The sequence below is a fragment of the Marinobacter sp. PE14 genome, assembly GCF_053566155.1.
The window spans coordinates 165,833-180,978 of the sequence record NZ_JBQXNY010000004.1; the positions used below are offsets into that span (position 1 = coordinate 165,833).

13 protein-coding genes are annotated in these 15,146 nt (G+C 57.7%); 10 read left to right on the forward strand and 3 right to left on the reverse strand.

Features of this window, described 5'->3' with window-relative positions; all coding sequences use genetic code 11:
* Positions 1-124 precede the first annotated feature (124 nt).
* Complete coding sequence (locus ACWJ62_RS14300) at positions 125-1,402, reverse strand: M48 family metalloprotease (protein WP_449286788.1); 1,278 nt, start codon at positions 1,400-1,402, stop codon at positions 125-127.
* Positions 1,403-1,427: 25 nt separating this feature from the next.
* Between ACWJ62_RS14300 and ACWJ62_RS14305 the strand changes: the two genes are divergently transcribed.
* From ACWJ62_RS14305 to ACWJ62_RS14345, 9 genes are all read left to right on the forward strand, one after another.
* Positions 1,428-1,553 (forward strand): hypothetical protein, encoded by a 126-nt coding sequence (locus tag ACWJ62_RS14305; RefSeq protein ID WP_449286789.1) that lies wholly within the window; start codon positions 1,428-1,430, stop codon positions 1,551-1,553.
* A gap of 47 nt (positions 1,554-1,600) precedes the next feature.
* Positions 1,601-2,341: a DUF599 domain-containing protein gene (locus ACWJ62_RS14310; protein WP_449286790.1), complete on the forward strand. Its 741-nt coding sequence runs from the start codon at positions 1,601-1,603 to the stop codon at positions 2,339-2,341.
* A gap of 18 nt (positions 2,342-2,359) precedes the next feature.
* On the forward strand, positions 2,360-2,830 hold the full coding sequence (locus ACWJ62_RS14315) for a PaaI family thioesterase (RefSeq protein WP_088557496.1): 471 nt from the start codon (positions 2,360-2,362) through the stop codon (positions 2,828-2,830).
* On the forward strand, positions 2,827-3,261 hold the full coding sequence (locus ACWJ62_RS14320; protein WP_008172009.1) for a PaaI family thioesterase: 435 nt from the start codon (positions 2,827-2,829) through the stop codon (positions 3,259-3,261). Before ACWJ62_RS14315 ends, ACWJ62_RS14320 begins: the two co-directional genes overlap by 4 nt.
* A 149-nt stretch (positions 3,262-3,410) precedes the next feature.
* The gene (htpG, locus tag ACWJ62_RS14325) at positions 3,411-5,303 is read left to right on the forward strand and encodes a molecular chaperone HtpG (protein WP_449286791.1); all 1,893 of its coding nucleotides are present in this window, start codon (positions 3,411-3,413) and stop codon (positions 5,301-5,303) included.
* Positions 5,304-5,309: 6 nt separating this feature from the next.
* Positions 5,310-5,528, forward strand: a complete 219-nt coding sequence (locus tag ACWJ62_RS14330; RefSeq protein WP_449286792.1) for a DUF2835 domain-containing protein — start codon at positions 5,310-5,312, stop codon at positions 5,526-5,528.
* A gap of 365 nt (positions 5,529-5,893) precedes the next feature.
* On the forward strand, positions 5,894-8,065 hold the full coding sequence (katG, locus tag ACWJ62_RS14335; protein ID WP_449286793.1) for a catalase/peroxidase HPI: 2,172 nt from the start codon (positions 5,894-5,896) through the stop codon (positions 8,063-8,065).
* A 137-nt stretch (positions 8,066-8,202) separates the two neighbouring features.
* Positions 8,203-9,174 carry a tRNA dihydrouridine synthase gene (locus ACWJ62_RS14340; protein WP_449286794.1) on the forward strand — a complete coding sequence of 324 codons (972 nt, stop codon included), beginning with the start codon at positions 8,203-8,205 and terminating at the stop codon, positions 9,172-9,174.
* Between the two features lie 126 nt (positions 9,175-9,300).
* Positions 9,301-10,293 (forward strand): MBL fold metallo-hydrolase, encoded by a 993-nt coding sequence (locus ACWJ62_RS14345; RefSeq protein ID WP_228743655.1) that lies wholly within the window; start codon positions 9,301-9,303, stop codon positions 10,291-10,293.
* Positions 10,294-10,323: 30 nt separating this feature from the next.
* On the opposite strand, the gene ACWJ62_RS14350 is transcribed toward ACWJ62_RS14345, so the two are convergent.
* Positions 10,324-11,337 carry a class I fructose-bisphosphate aldolase gene (locus ACWJ62_RS14350; RefSeq protein ID WP_449286795.1) on the reverse strand — a complete coding sequence of 338 codons (1,014 nt, stop codon included), beginning with the start codon at positions 11,335-11,337 and terminating at the stop codon, positions 10,324-10,326.
* Positions 11,338-11,499: 162 nt separating this feature from the next.
* Between ACWJ62_RS14350 and ACWJ62_RS14355 the strand changes: the two genes are divergently transcribed.
* Positions 11,500-13,578: a dehydrogenase gene (locus ACWJ62_RS14355; protein ID WP_449286796.1), complete on the forward strand. Its 2,079-nt coding sequence runs from the start codon at positions 11,500-11,502 to the stop codon at positions 13,576-13,578.
* Here ACWJ62_RS14355 and ACWJ62_RS14360 read toward each other — a convergent pair.
* Positions 13,548-15,107: a glutamate synthase-related protein gene (locus tag ACWJ62_RS14360; RefSeq protein WP_449286797.1), complete on the reverse strand. Its 1,560-nt coding sequence runs from the start codon at positions 15,105-15,107 to the stop codon at positions 13,548-13,550. The two genes, ACWJ62_RS14355 and ACWJ62_RS14360, sit on opposite strands and share 31 nt — an antisense overlap.
* Positions 15,108-15,146: the final 39 nt, after the last annotated feature.

The window sequence follows — 15,146 nt, forward strand, 5'->3', positions numbered from 1 at the left end:
CTAAAAGTCAATGGAGGCGATGACAGAAGATGCGCGTCAGCCCGGCAACTTGCGATCCGGACTACGAAAAAGGCCGGAATCCTGCAAGACTCCGGCCTTCGCAACGCTATGATCCGGTTGGGCTTTACTGAGAAAGGGCCGCCAGTTTCCGTCTGGCTTCCTCGGCAACATCACCACCAGCCTCGGCGGCCTTGCTGTAATAGGTTATGGCCTCATTCCGGTTATTCTGTTTTACCGCAACATCGCCCAGTCGCAGGAAGGCAATGGAAGTGGGGACAGTTTCATTGGCTTTGGTCAGATTCTCCCTGGCCTTGTCCAGATTGTTGAGCCTCAGAGCATTCAGGCCATTGTACAGGCGATATTTGAACATCTCGGGGTAGAGCTCCACCGCCTTTTCAAAGTCGGCCGCGGCCTTCTCTGTTTCCTTCTGGTCCTGATAAATGCGGCCGCGAAGGGCATAGAACATGGCTTCCCGTGGCAGCAGACGGATGGCTTCGTTGATCTTGTCCAGCGCAGGCTTCATCTCGCCTTTGGAGGCCAGCTCCATGGCCTTGTCATGGGCATCGTAAGCCGGTTGCAGCGAACGGAGTTTGGCCATCTTGCGTTCATAGACGTCCTCACCGCGGTAGCCGCCCGCGCCAACCTTCTGCACCAGTTCGCGGTTTTCCTGCACGCGTTTCGCTGAGGGAGGATGGGTCGCGAACAGGCCATCAATGAAACTGGACTGACGCCCTTCGGATAGTTTCAGGAACAGCTCCTGAAGCTCCACCGCTGCCTGTGGGTCATAGCCAGCTTCTTTCATGTAGAGAATGCCGTAGTGGTCGGATTCGAGTTCATCGCCCTGGCTGTATTGCGCCAGCGCAAGTTGCGCTCCAAGGGCAGCACCACCCATGATCAGACCGGCCCACTCGTTGTCCGACAGGGCAAAACCAAGTCCGGCAACGCCGGCGCTGATCAGCATTCCCTGCTGCATGCGCTGAACACTATGCCGGGCCGCCGCATGAACAATCTCGTGACCCAGAACCGAGGCAAGCTGAGCCTCGTCGTCAAGCTCTGTCAGCAGGCCACGGTTAATGGCGATCTTGCCTCCGGGAAGGGCCCAGGCATTGGGTACACTGCTGTTCAGAACCACGAATTCGTATGGCAGGTCCGGTCTGTCGCTGACCCTGGCCATTTTTTGGCCAACCTCGCTCACGTAGAGAGTCAGCTCCGGGTCCACATAAAACCGACCGCCCTGGGTTTGCTGGGTGGGCACGTACTGCTCGGCGCCCATGGCGAGCTCCTGGCTTTCACCGATCAGCGAAAGCTGATTTTCCCCGGTAACCGGATTGACCGAACAGCCGCTGAGCGTCAGAGCCAGCGCAACGGCTACCAGGCTTGTTTTGATGGCGGACAGGTTCACAGTGAGCTCCCTTTTGGATGATGCGATGTCGGGTACGTTTAAAACGTTTGCCCGCTTCCTGAATGGGCAGTTTATAGCACATGATCGGCCATCAGTGGATTACCGCACCGTGCCCGGCGGTGGTGACGAGCAGGCCCTTGGCGTATCATAAGCGCCTGTTCCCGCTCTGTTTCGCCAATTTCGAACCCAAGGCAACCCATGAGTAATTTACTCGAACTGATCGCTTTGCTCTGGTTCCTCGTTTGCTGGCTCGGTTATACCGAATACTCCAAACGCCGTGCCGCGGATCGTCCCTGCCTGTCTAATACTCTCGACCTGTACCGGGAGGACTGGATGCGCGTCATGTTACGGCGGGAAAACCGGATTGCCGATGCTTCTGTGGTCGGAAATCTGGAGCGGAACGGCGCGTTTTTCGCCTCCAGCTGCCTGCTGATTCTCGCGGGTATTATTACCGCCCTGGGCTACACCCAGGAAGTGATGGAAGTATTCAGTACCATGCCCTTCGGCACATTGCCCACCCGGGAAATCTGGGAGCTGCGCATGGTGGTGCTGTTGGTGGTCTTTATCTACGCCTTCTTCAAGTTCACCTGGTCCATGCGGATGTATAACTTTGTGTCGGTGATGGTGGGCAGTGCCCCGCCGCCAGACGACACCAAAACCAGCCCCGCTGGTAGGGAAGCGTTTGCACGAAGTGCCGGCAACATCTGCAATCTTGCCGGCGATGCCTTTAACCTGGGGCTGCGGTCCTACTATTACGCACTTGCCGTGGTAGGCTGGTTTATTCACCCGGTTGTCTTCATGGCGGCGTCCACGCTGGTTGTTGTCGTTCTCTATCGACGCGAGTTCTGTTCTACGGCCCTGGAGGCATTGAGGGCAGGGAAGGTGTTCGAGGAGCCGCTGCCCGGCAAGGCGGAAAACAGCCCAAAACCCAAAAGCTGATCCACAGGTTGAATCCGAATGAACGATGATATCCGACGGAAACGGGTTAGCCGTTTTATAGCCACCCTCAACCAGGCCAAAGAGCTTGGCCTGTCGGTTACCGAGGCCACAAAAGGCAGCCTGACACTTTGCCTGCCCTACAGTGATCGCATTATCGGTAACCCGGATACCGGTGTGATTCATGGCGGGGCCATCACCACCCTGATGGATACCACGTCAGGGTGCGTGATCCTCTGTGCCCTGGAAGATTTTGAACTCTGCCCGACGCTGGACCTGCGCGTGGATTACATGCGCCCGGCCCAGCCCCGCAAGCCGGTTTATGCCCGGGCGGAAACCTACCGGGTAACCCGCAATATAATTTTTACCCGCTGCGAGGCCTATCAGGAGGGCGGTGAAACCATCGCCAACTGCGTCGCCACCTTCATGCGGATCGGGAAGGATGCCAGCCCGAAACATTACCGGGACCTGATTACCGGAGGTGAAGAATGACCGATCCTGAAATCCTGCGCTACACCCAGGAGACCGGTGACTTCAGCCGCATGCTGAGCAGCATTCCCTACGCTACCTGGATTGGTCTGCAGTGTGAGCAGTTCGGAGACGACCTGATTTTCCGTCTGCCCTGCAAGGACTCCAACCTGGGTAATCCAATACTGCCGGCCATCCACGGTGGCGTGATCGGTGGCTTCATGGAGATGTCCGCCAATATCTACCTGATCATGTCCCAGGAAAGTCTGCGCATGCCCCGTATCGTCGACTTTTCCCTGGATTACCTCAGGGCCGGCCTCAATCGCGAAACCTACGCCGAATGCCGCCTGACACGCCAGGGCAACCGCGTTGCCAACGTGATGGTCAGCGCCTGGCAGAAATCCCGCTCCCAGCCCATAGCGACTGCCCGGGCTCATTTCCTGTTAGAGGACTGAGGTTCAGGCTTTTCGGGGCTTGAAATGCCCTCCCTAGTCCCCATTTCCTGTTCAACACAAACTCGATAACCGGGTGGTGTGGTTGGGCAGGTTCGCTTTGCCCAACCACGCCGCTACTCCGAATTTAAAAAGCAGGAGACATAAACGCCATGACGGTTGAAGCCAATAAAGAAACGCTTGGATTCCAGACCGAAGTGAAGCAGCTGCTTCACCTGATGATTCACTCGTTGTATTCCAACAAGGAAATCTTCCTTCGTGAGCTGATTTCCAACGCTTCAGATGCCGAAGACAAGCTGCGTTTCGCGGCCCTGAAAGATGACAGCCTTTATGAAAGCGATCCTGAGCTCAAGATTCGCCTGGATTTTGATGAAGAAGCGAATACCGTCACGCTGACCGATAATGGTATTGGCATGACACGTGACGATGTCATCCAGAACCTTGGCACCATTGCCCGTTCCGGTACGGCCGAATTCCTCCAGCAGTTGTCTGGCGACGAGAAAAAGGACAGCAAGCTGATTGGTCAGTTTGGCGTGGGCTTTTACTCGGCGTTTATTATTGCCGACAAGGTTGATGTGTTCACCCGTCGCGCCGGTGCGCCTGCGGAAGAGGGCGTGCATTGGGAATCCCAGGGCGATGGAGAATTCTCCATCGAGCAGGTGAGCCTGGAACATCGTGGCACCCAGATCGTGTTGCACCTGAAATCCGACGCCAAGGAATTTGCCAACGGCTGGAAGCTGCGCAGCCTGGTGAAAAAGTATTCGGATCATATTTCGTTCCCGGTCGTCATGAAGGCGGAGTCCGACGAAGGCGAGAAGAAGGACGAGTACGAGACCGTCAACGATGCGACCGCGCTCTGGACACTTCCGCGTACCGAGATCAAGGACGAGGAGTACAAGGAGTTCTACAAGCACATCGCCCACGATTTTGAAGACCCACTCACCTGGTCCCACAATAAGGTGGAAGGCAAGCTGGACTACACCAGCCTGCTGTATATCCCGGCCCGTGCACCGTTTGATCTGTACAACCGGGAAGCGCCTCGAGGCCTGAAACTGTACGTGCAGCGCGTGTTCATTATGGACGACGCCGAGCAGTTCCTGCCGCTGTACCTTCGCTTTGCCAAGGGCGTGATCGATTCAAACGATCTGTCCCTGAACGTATCCCGTGAGATCCTGCAAAACGACAGCACCGTGGAAAGCATCCGTACCGCGCTTACCAAGCGGGTCCTGGATATGCTGTCCAAGCTGGCCAAGAAGGATTCCGAGCAGTACCAGAAGTTCTGGGGCGAGTTCGGCACGGTATTGAAAGAAGGCCCGGCCGAAGATTTCAGCAACCGCGAGAAAATTGCCGGTCTGCTGCGCTTCGCCTCTACCCATACCGGCGAGAGCGCACAGAATGTGTCGCTGGATGACTACATCAGCCGGATGAAGGAAGGGCAGAAGAAGCTTTACTACATCACCGCCGACAACTTCACGGCGGCCAAGAGCAGCCCCCACCTGGAAGTGTTCCGCAAGAAGGGCATCGAGGTGCTGATCCTCACAGATCGTATCGATGAGTGGATGATGGGTTACCTCAGCGAGTACGACGGCAAGCAGTTTGAGGACGTTGCTCGTGGCGACCTGGACCTTGGCGAAATCGAGACCGAGGAAGACAAGAAACACAAGGAAGAAGCCGCCGAAGAGCACAAGGATCTGCTGGAGCGCATCAAGAATGCACTGAGCGACCGTGTGCAGGAAGTGCGGGTGACCAATCGCCTGACCGATTCCCCGGCCTGTCTGGTGGTTGGCGATTTCGACATGGGCGCCCAGATGAAGAAGATCATGGAAGCCGCCGGCCAGAAAGTTCCGGACAGCAAGCCGATCTTCGAGATCAACGTTGATCATCCGCTGGTCCAGCGGCTGGAAAGCGAGAAGGGTGAAGAGCGGTTCAATGAGCTCTCGGCAGTGATTCTCGACCAGGCCACCCTGGCCAGCGGTGAGCAGCTCCCGGACCCCGGTGCCTACGTTACCCGCCTGAACCGTCTGCTGCTTGAACTGGCGAACTGATCGCCAATGCAGCAGATTATTGTGGATATCAGCATCAGCCCTGATGAGTGGATCAAGCTCTATCAGGGCGTTGCCACGGATGTTCACACCACGGCCCGGGACGGACGCTCTGTCCGATTCCCGGCCCGTATCCTCTCCCGTTTTTACCTTCGCGATGGCATTCGCGGCAGTTTCCGCATCGTCTTTGACGACGCCGGCAAGTTTTCATCCATCGATCGGCTCTGACCGACCAGAGCTCCATCCATAAATAAAAACTCTCACAAATTTATTTTTAATTAATTGTATTGTGTGATCGGTCCCGCGCTACGGTGGAGCTGTTCTCGTTAGGCAGGAGCAGATCCATGTCCGATTTAATGTCACTCAGTCGTTCAATCGCCTGGCCGGATTTTTTAGACATCCTGGCGAGATATTCAAGTGATTACGCTTGTGCCCAGTAAAGAAAAGAACCCGCAAACATTGCGGGAAACTCTATAGGCGCACGCTATCCGGGACATAAGAAATACTCAGAGCAGATTATTGGGTGTGTCCTATAGTTAGAGGTGCCTGAATCAAAGCAGTGTCGTTTTGCCAACCCCAATGAGGAGAGAAAAATGACAGACAACAACAGTGCGGGCGGAAAGTGTCCCGTAATGCACGGCTCAAACACTCAGGAAAAAGCCGATGTAGCCGGCTGGTGGCCTGAGAACCTCAATCTTGACATCCTTCATCAGCACGACCGCAAAACCAATCCTCTCGGTGAAGACTTCGACTACCGGGAAGAAGTCAAAAAGCTCGATCACGAAGCCCTCGAAAAAGACATGCACGAGCTGATGACCAACAGTCAGGAATGGTGGCCTGCTGACTGGGGGCATTACGGCGGTCTTATGATTCGTCTCGCGTGGCACGCCGCGGGTACCTATCGACTGGCCGACGGCCGTGGTGGTGCCGGCACCGGCAACCAGCGATTCGCTCCGCTGAACTCCTGGCCGGACAACGGCAACCTGGATAAGGCCCGCCGTCTGTTGTGGCCGCTCAAGAAAAAATACGGCAACAAGGTGAGCTGGGCTGATCTGTATATCCTGGCCGGTAATGTTGCCTACGAGTCGTTTGGCCTGAAGACTTTCGGTTTCTCCTACGGCCGGGAGGATATCTGGCACCCGGAAAAAGATATTTACTGGGGTGCAGAAAAAGAGTGGCTGGCACCGTCTGACAGCCGGTATGAAGACGTGGAGAAGCCGGACACCATGGAAAATCCGCTTGCTGCGGTCCAGATGGGTCTGATCTATGTGAACCCGGAAGGCGTGAACGGCCAGCCGGATCCGCAGAAGACCGCGGAGCAGGTGCGCACCACCTTTGCCCGTATGGCGATGAACGACGAAGAGACTGCAGCGCTTACCGCGGGTGGCCACACTGTGGGTAAAGCCCATGGTAATGGTGATGCTGATGCCCTTGGGGCAGAGCCGGAAGGTGCCGATGTGGAAACCCAGGGTCTCGGTTGGATGAACCCCAACTTGCAGGGCAAGGCGACCAACGCCGTGACTTCTGGCATCGAGGGCGCCTGGACGACCAACCCGACCAAGTTCGATATGGGTTACTTCGATCTTCTGTTTGGCTATGAGTGGCAGTTGACCAAGAGCCCGGCTGGTGCAAACCAGTGGGAGCCGGTGGATATCAAAGAAGAGCACATGCCGGTTGATACCAGCGATCCATCTGTTCGCCGCATGCCGATGATGACCGATGCGGACATGGCCATGAAGGTGGACCCGAAGTACCGCGCGATCTGTGAGAAATTCATGGCAGATCCAGACTACTTCAAGGACTGCTTCGCCCGCGCCTGGTTCAAGCTTACGCACCGGGATATGGGGCCGAAAGCCCGTTATATCGGTCCGGGCGTTCCGGCTGAAGACCTGATCTGGCAGGATCCGTGTCCTCAGGGCGAGACCAACTACACGGAAGAAGTGGTCAAAGAGAAAATTGCGGCAGCCGGTCTGAGCCTGAACGAGCTGATTACGACCGCCTGGGACAGCGCCCGTACGTTCCGCGGCTCTGACATGCGCGGTGGCGCCAACGGTGCCCGCATTCGCCTGGCTCCCCAGAAAGACTGGCAGGGTAACGAGCCAGATCGGCTGGATAAGGTGCTTAAGGTGTATGAGCAGATTTCTGCCGACACCGGTGCCAGCGTTGCTGACGTGATCGTGCTGGGTGGTAACCTGGGTATCGAGATGGCGGCGAAAGCTGCGGGCCATGAGGTTCACGTTCCCTTCCTGAAGGGCCGTGGCGATGCCACCGACGAGATGACGGATGCCGAATCTTTCGATCCGATGGAGCCGCTGGCTGATGGCTTCCGCAACTGGCAGAAGAAGGACTACGTGGTCAAGCCGGAAGAAATGCTTCTGGATCGTGCCCAACTGATGGGACTGACTGCGCCTGAAATGACCGTCCTGCTGGGTGGCATGCGGGTGCTCGGTACCAACTACGGCGGTACCAAGCACGGCGTATTCACAGATCGCGTTGGCCAGTTGACCAATGATTTCTTCGTGAATCTGACCGATATGTCGAACCGTTGGGAGCCTACTGGCAAGAACTCGTACAACATCGTGGATCGCACCAGTGGAAATACCAAGTTCACCGCGACCCGTGTTGATCTCGTGTTCGGTTCCAACTCAATCCTGCGTGCCTACGCAGAAGTGTATGCCCAGGACGACAACGAAGAGAAGTTCGTGAAAGACTTCGTTGCAGCCTGGACCAAGGTCATGAACGCCGACCGGTTCGACGTCGAATAAGACCTGTAAGCAAGCGATTGGACACCCCGGTTTCGGGGTGTCCGTCTATCAACTTCCCGCCAAATTCCTTACAATCCGCTCCGTCTGATTTTTGATCAGTCTCACCCCGAACAGACCCTGTAATTGCTGGAGCACTCATGCGCATCATTCTCGCCCCGATGGAAGGGCTGGTTGACGCACCCATCCGTGAAACCCTGACCGGGGTAGGCGGCATCGACCGTTGCGTAACGGAATTCGTTCGTGTCACCCACGGCATGCTTCCACCGAGAGTGTTCTACAAATACGCCCCCGAATTATACAACCGGTCGCTCACTCAAGTGGGCACCCCCGTTGCCGTTCAGTTGCTGGGTTCAGACCCTCACCAGATGGCGCGCCACGGCGTGCGTGCGGCAGAACTCGGTGCCACCCAGGTGGATATCAACTTTGGTTGCCCGGCCAAAACGGTAAACAAGCACAAGGGTGGCTGTGTGTTGATGCGCGAGCCGGAGCTCATGCATGAGATCGTGGCCGCTGTGCGTCAGGCTGTGCCAGCGCATGTGCCGGTCACAGCCAAGATGCGACTGGGGTATGACGACCGATCCATGGGTGTGGCTTGTGCCCAGGCGCTGGAAGCGGCAGGCGCGGCGGAGATTGTCATTCATGCCCGCAGCAAAGTGGACGGGTATAAGCCGCCGGCCTATTGGGAGGAAATCGCCCGGGCCCGGGAAGCGGTCAAAACCCACATTATTGCCAATGGCGAAATCTGGAGTGTCGCGGACTACTGGCGTTGCCGTGAGGTGTCCGGCTGCGATGACGTGATGATTGGCCGTGGGCTGATCGCCCGGCCAGACCTCGCCCGGCAGATCAAGGCCAGCCAGCAGGGCGAAACGGTGCCGGATATGACCTGGCCGGAAGCTGTTGCCCTGGTTCGTGAGTACGCTACGGTTCTGCAGGGCTGGCTTGAGGACCGCTATGTGACCGGTCGTATCAAACAATGGCTTAACTTTCTCCGCCAGGGTTTCGCCGAGGCAGAGGCGCTCTGGCCCGAGGCCCGGAAAATCCGTCAGGTGGCGCCCATGATGGCATGCCTGGAACAGCGGGTTACCCTGACGGACTCCCGCGCTGCCTGATCCTCATTCAAGCGCACTGGCTCAATCTCCACGCGTTGACCTTCCCGTCGCCTAAACTGGTATCAACGGGATTGTCGTTCGTATCAATACCGGTACCAACAAAAAACGAGTGGGAGGACGAACAACATGTTCAGAGCAGGTTTGCGCAACACGATGGCCTTTGCCGGAGTGTCTGTCTGTATGCTATTCGGCGCCGCTATGCCGGCTGCCGCCGACGACCACGTGGTAAAAGTCACACCCCTGGGTAGCCACGATGGTGAGTTCTGTGGCCGGGACCGGGCGCTGGTCTTTGAAGATCCCAATGGCACCCGAATTCTCTATGACGCCGGCAGAACGGTCGCCGGTCCGGATGATCCCCGACTGGGCAAAATTGATGTTGTTCTGGTTTCCCACATGCATGGGGACCATGTGGGTGATCAGCGTATCAGCAAGACCAATCAGGGCACTTGCGGGTCTCCGGACACCGGCGTTTCAACATTGCCACAATCCAATACCGTCGATATTGCGGTGAAACACGGTGCAAAAATTGTTACGGGTAGCGAAATGCCCGCCTTCTTTGCTGCCAAGCTGAAAGATGCCGGCGGTGATCCTGCAAACTCGCTGTTGGTTCGGTTCGGTGGCGAGCGTGAGGTTGGCGGAGTGGCAATTACGACCGTGCCGGCTGTGCACAGCAATGGCGTATCGCCTTCGTTCCTCACCGGGCCACTGGCAGAGTATCTGGCTGCCGCGGGTGTTGGCGCCAGTGTCGGACCACCCACGGGCTATGTGCTCAGGTTCTCCAACGGCCTGGTGGTCTACCTGTCCGGTGACACTGGCATTACTGCCGAGCAAAGACTGGTCGTGAAGGATCACTACGGTGCGGGGCTTGTGGTGATGAACATCGGTGATACGTTCACCACCGGACCGAAACAGGCCGCCTACGTAATCAATGACCTCGTGCAACCGAAGGCGGTTATCGCCTCCCACGCCAACGAACCTGCGACCTCCGGTGGCATGGTGCAGGAAGGAACGCGCACGGCTCTGTTCCGCGATTCAGTGACCGTGCCGGTTCATGTGCCCCTCAGTGGCCGCACCATGGCGTTCAATGGCATGGCGAGCTGCGTCTCCGGCTGCAACTGAGAGAACACAGGCACGCAGGGCTGTTGCCGATCAGGCTTCCATCTCCGGTCGGTAATGGCCCGAGCGCGCGGCGCCATTCAGGCGGGCGCGCTTGAGCATTGCAGCCTGCGCCTCCGGACCATTATCCAGATTGCCGGCCCAGGCCTTCTGTGCCGGTTCCTGCAAAGCCCGTCCGTAAGAGAAGCTCAACTCCCAGGGCTGCGCGCCCATGCTGTTCATGGCGTTCAGGTTGAGAGTGGCTTCTTCCGGCGTCTGGCCGCCCGAGAGGAAGAAAATGCCGGGTACCGCAGCCGGTACCGCCCTGCGAAAAACATCGAGAGTCGCTGTCGCCACGTCTTCCGGGGATGCCTTCGGGCTTTCCTTGCCCGGCGTCACCATGCTGGGTTTGAGGATCATGTATTCCAGTGCCACCTTGTGTCGGTACAAGGCGTGGAACACCTCCCGAATCACCGCCTCGCTGACCGCCGCGCAGCGCTCGATGGAATGGTTGCCATCAATCAGCACTTCCGGTTCAACGATCGGCACGATACCCAGGGACTGGCAGATCGCCGCGTAGCGGGCGAGAATTTCGGCATTCGCTTCAACGGCCTGCCGTGAGGGCAGGGTGTCCGAGATATGGAACACATCCCGCCATTTGGCAAACCGCGCCCCCTGGTTTTTGTAGATTTCCAGGCGGTCTTCCAGACCATCCAGGCCAAAGGTGATCTCATCACCGGGCGCATTCACAAGAGGGCCTTTGCCCTTGTCGACCTTGATGCCCGGCACAATGCCCTTGCTGGCCAGAAGCTTCGGCATGGATACATTATCCAGGCTCTGCTGGCCGAGTGTCTCTTCAAACAGAATGACCCCGCTGATGAATTCTCCGAGCCCGGAAGCCGAGAAAATAAGACTCCGGTACTCCCGGCGCATGTCCTCGCTCGACTCCACCCCAACGGCCTTGAAGCGCTTGGCAATGGTCGGGTGGCTTTCATCCGCCGCGAGAATTCCCTTGCCGGGCTGAACCAGTTCCCGGACGGTAGAGTTGAGTTCTTCCTGAATGGTCATGGTGAGCTCCTGGTTGATCCTTGAAGGTCTGTTGGTCGTTCGGCCCGCCACTCTATTGTAGACGTTGAATAGCGGTCTGGAATTTGATCTGCGCTAAGGCAGAAACCGATCTCCTGAATTAGGCTGTAAATGATAACAACAGGAAAACGGGAAGACCTGAATATGAAAACCGTTGTCAGCGTCAGCCAGGGATCTGGTGAATACGATTACGATATAGAGACGTCGTTTCTTGGGCAGCCTTTCCGGATTATCCGGATCGGCACGGACGGCGATCTTTCCCGGGCCGAGGCGGTTCTGGAGTCCGTGCATCCGCAGGCGGACGCCATCGGTCTGAGCATGGTACACGATCATTACGAGGTGGGCCGGGAGCAGCTTGAACATCCGGATACTGCCCGCCTTGAGGCCTGTGTGCCGGATAAGCCCGTCACCACCGGTGCAGGGTTGCGGGCTATCCTGCAGGAATGGGCTGTGCGTCATACCCAGTCTGAGCTCGGGCATTTCTTCGACAATGCCCGTGTGCTCTTTTTGAATGGGCAGGCCGGTTACCGGATTGCCAGGGCCCTTTCCGAACATACCGAGAACCTCTTCTTTGCCGATCCCTACACGGATTTCGGAGTGCCCAGGCTGCTGACTTCCCTGAAACAGCTGGAAACCTATACCTCGCTTACTTCACCCATCATGTTCAGGCCTGCGGCGGTGAAAGCGGTCGAAACCATTCTCCGAACACCGCTGTATCGGTTGGGTGAAAATCTGGTTAAAGGTTCGCTTCATCACGCGGTGTCCGAGGCCCATGTCATCGTGGCCTCAATTGGCGACCTGGAGAACTTCACGGCGAAAGAGCTGGATGGAAAAACCGTGATTACCTCACGGGTAACGGATGCCGCCATGGACTGGATGCGCTCGCGCAAGGTCGCCATGGTAGTGGATTACAGTCCCTGGCTGGAGGGCCGGCCCGTTGGCGTGAATGTGATGGAGGCGATGATCAGTGCGGCGCTTTCCAGGACACCGGACCAGTTGGGCCCCGATGACTATCTGGATGTTATTCAGAGCCTGGAGATTGAACCGCGAATCCTTTACCCGAACGGTTATCGCCGGGTTAACCGGTTTGCGTTTGTCATTCATCCCCTGTCGCAGCAATACCTCACCAAGACACCGCCCCTGGACTGGGTTGCCAACGTGTCGCCGCCTGTGGTGATGAATCTGGTGGAAAAGGCCATCGCGTATTCACCGCCGTTCATCTACTCCAAGGTATCCGGAATCCGGTCACCCAATGGCGATGAGGTCGAGGGCTGGCTCATTACCGTTGGTGGCACCCCTCGGGAAATCATGGCCCATGGGCCGGAATTTACCTACGCCCGTTTGCTGCAGGCGGCAAAACTGGCGAAGAAGCTCGGGGCCCAGATCATGGGTCTGGGTGCGTTTACCAAGGTCGTGGGTGATGCGGGTATAACGGTGGCCAAGCGAGCACCGTTGCCGATCACAACCGGCAACAGCTACAGCGCATCCGGTGCCCTGTGGGCGGCCCACGACGCCATGAAGAAAATAGGGCGGGTGAGCATTGGCCCCAGTGGCAAGGCGGCCGGAAAGGCCATGGTGGTGGGCGCTACGGGTGCTATCGGGTCTGTCTGCGCCAGATTGCTGGCCAAGGCAGTGGACGAGATTTATCTGGCGGCACCGGAGCCGGCCAAACTGCTGGCGCTCAAAGAAAGCATCGAACAGGAAACGCCGGGGGCCATCGTACATGTTGCCGGCTCTGCCGAACGCGATCTGGCCGACATGGACATGATCGTGACCGCCACCTCCGGGGCCGGCAAACGTATCCTGGATATCATGAAAGTGAAGCCGGGCTGCGTCATAACCGACGTCGCCCGCCCACTGGATATTCCGGCGGAGGATGTCGCCAAGCGGCCGGATGTGCTGGTGATCGAATCCGGTGAGATCCAGCTACCGGGTGAAGTGCATATGAAAGACATCGGGCTTCCGAAAGGCATTGCCTATGCCTGCCTGGCGGAAACCATTGTGCTTGCTCTGGAAGCGCGTTTTGAGAACTTTACTCTCGGGCGGAATATCGAGTGGGAGAAAGTGAGGGAGATCTACAAGCTGGGACTGAAGCATGGCATGAAGCTGGCCGCCATTTCCGGGGTGAACGGTGTGTTCACCGAGGAGGACTTCGAACGGGTTCGAGTCCTGGCGGCCAGCGAAGAAGAACCTCAGGCAGAAGGATCAAGCACACCGGCGTAGCGAACGCCGCTGAGCAGGGCCATCTCCCGATGCCAGGTGGACAGGTCATCTATGTTCAGTTTGCTCAGGCTGTCGTGGCCACAGGCCCGTGCCATCACCTGCATCAGTGAGACAGAGGCCTCAAGGAAGTTCTGCAGCTGTTTGGCAGACTGGTCGACGTTCAACCGCTGGCGCAGGTCCTTGTTCTGGGTCGCGATGCCTGCCGGGCAGTTGTTGGTGTTGCAGATACGCGCCGCAACACAGCCGATGGACTGCATGGCACTGTTGGCAACGGCAATACCGTCAGCGCCCAGCGCCATGGCCTTCACAAAATCGATAGGCACCCGCAGGCCACCGGTAACGATCAATGTGACCCGTCCGCTTGCACCGCGGTTATCCAGATAGCGCCGCGCACGCGCCAGGGCAGGAATGGTGGGCACACTGATGTGATCACGGAAGATCTCGGGTGCAGCACCGGTGCCGCCGCCACGTCCGTCGAGGATGATGTAGTCGGCGCCCGCATCCAATGCAAATTGTACGTCCCGCTCGATGTGATTGGCGCTCAGCTTGAAGCCAACAGGAATTCCGCCGGTGATTTCCCGAACATGGCTGGCGAAGCGCTGGAAATCCTCAACTGAGCGCAGATCCTCGAATGTGGGCGGGGAAATGGCCGATTCGCCCTCGGGAATGTTGCGAACCTGGGAGATCTTGCCGGTGTTCTTGTTGCCGGGCAGGTGCCCGCCGGTTCCGGTCTTGGCGCCCTGGCCACCCTTGAAGTGGAATGCCTGGACTTTCTTCAATAGCTCTTCTTTGTAGCCAAACTTGGCGCTGGCCAGTTCATAGAAGTAACGGGAGTTTTCCTGTTGCTCCTCCGGCAGCATGCCGCCCTCGCCGGAGCAGATGCCAGTGCCCGCAAGCTCGGCGCCACGAGCGAGGGCAATCTTCGCCTCCTCCGACAGGGCCCCGAAGCTCATGTCGGAAACGAATAGCGGCATGCTCAGTGTCAATGGCTTGCGGGCTTCAGGCCCGATCACCAGTTCGGTCGAGACGTCGGCGTCATCTGCCAGCGGTTTACTGGCCATCTGCGCCACCATCAGTTGGAGGTCGTCCCAGTGGGGCAGGGTGTGGCGGGGCACGCCCATGGCAGTTGTCGGGCCATGGTGGCCCATACTGCTTAGCCCCTCACGGGCCAACTGATGAATGAATTCAACCGTGGGTTCTTCTTTGGTAGATTTGGCTTTTGGCGCTTTACCGGACTTGTCGTCGCCATCATCGTCGGACTCCGGCGCCTCCTTGCCAACTTGGTCATCGCTGAACTGCTGGTGAGTGCCGTCACAATACGGCGCGCTGCCGGTCTGTTTACACTGGCAAAGAACGGCCTCCTCGTCTTTCTCGGCCTTGAAGACCTTGGGTTTGAACCCCGTATCCCCGTGGGAACCGTCGCAGAAGGGCTGGTTGTTGGAACGGCCACAGACGCAGAAGGCGTATTCCTCGCCTTTTTTCAGGCTGACTTTCTTGGGCTTGTTATCAGCGATCACCGGATTGCTCATTGCAAGGCTCCTCGATTGGCGTATGCCGGAAATGTACAA